Genomic DNA, 594 nt, shown 5'->3' with positions numbered 1-594 from the left:
CCCGCCACTGCGACAGCCGGATCTCGCCGTTCGAGTCGAAGTCCACGATCAAGCGCTCTTCCACCGTCACCCCCTAGTCGTCACCGACCTCCTCCAGTCGTTCCGTTAGCCAGGTGCATGGCTACCCCTGCGGGCGAACGCGAGATCGTGGACGGATTCGGCCTGCTTGTCAGCATGGCACAGCGGTGGGCGCAACAGTGTTGCTTTGGCCCTTCCGCCAACTGGTGCTATCGGCGAGCCGAGTTCAGGCCCGGACCGGACTCCCCGGCGGCCACCAGGAGCGCTACTTTGTCGAAGAGCTGACCTTCGCTGATGCAGATTCGATCCTCGCCATACTGCGTGAGCTGAGTCCGCACGTGCTCGACGTCCATCTGCCGGTCTGGGTTCGCGAACTGGCCTACCACCTAGTGCTCCTTCAGCGGCCGGACGAGCGCCGGCGCTGTTGCGAGAAGCCGCCGAAATCCTCAGGCTGCATGAACGGACTAGGACGACATTGCGGCAGACCTGAAGCGGCGGGCCGACTCGCTGGAACCGGGCTGAGCCGGACGGGCTCTGGCGAGGATCATGTGGGAGAGGTGGGAATAGTGCACAGTC

Annotated in this window: 1 pseudogene; it reads left to right on the top strand. The window is 64.3% G+C overall.

The features are described 5' to 3' along the window. Positions 1-185 precede the first annotated feature (185 nt). Positions 186-594: pseudogene (locus RH94_RS46490) on the top strand (hypothetical protein); the annotation flags it as partial.

Source organism: Streptomyces kebangsaanensis, assembly GCF_001906585.1.
GTDB classification, from domain to species: Bacteria; Actinomycetota; Actinomycetes; order Streptomycetales; family Streptomycetaceae; genus Streptomyces; species Streptomyces kebangsaanensis.
The sequence above is the reverse complement of the archived record's forward strand: the minus strand, read 5'-3'. Positions and strand labels throughout refer to the sequence as shown.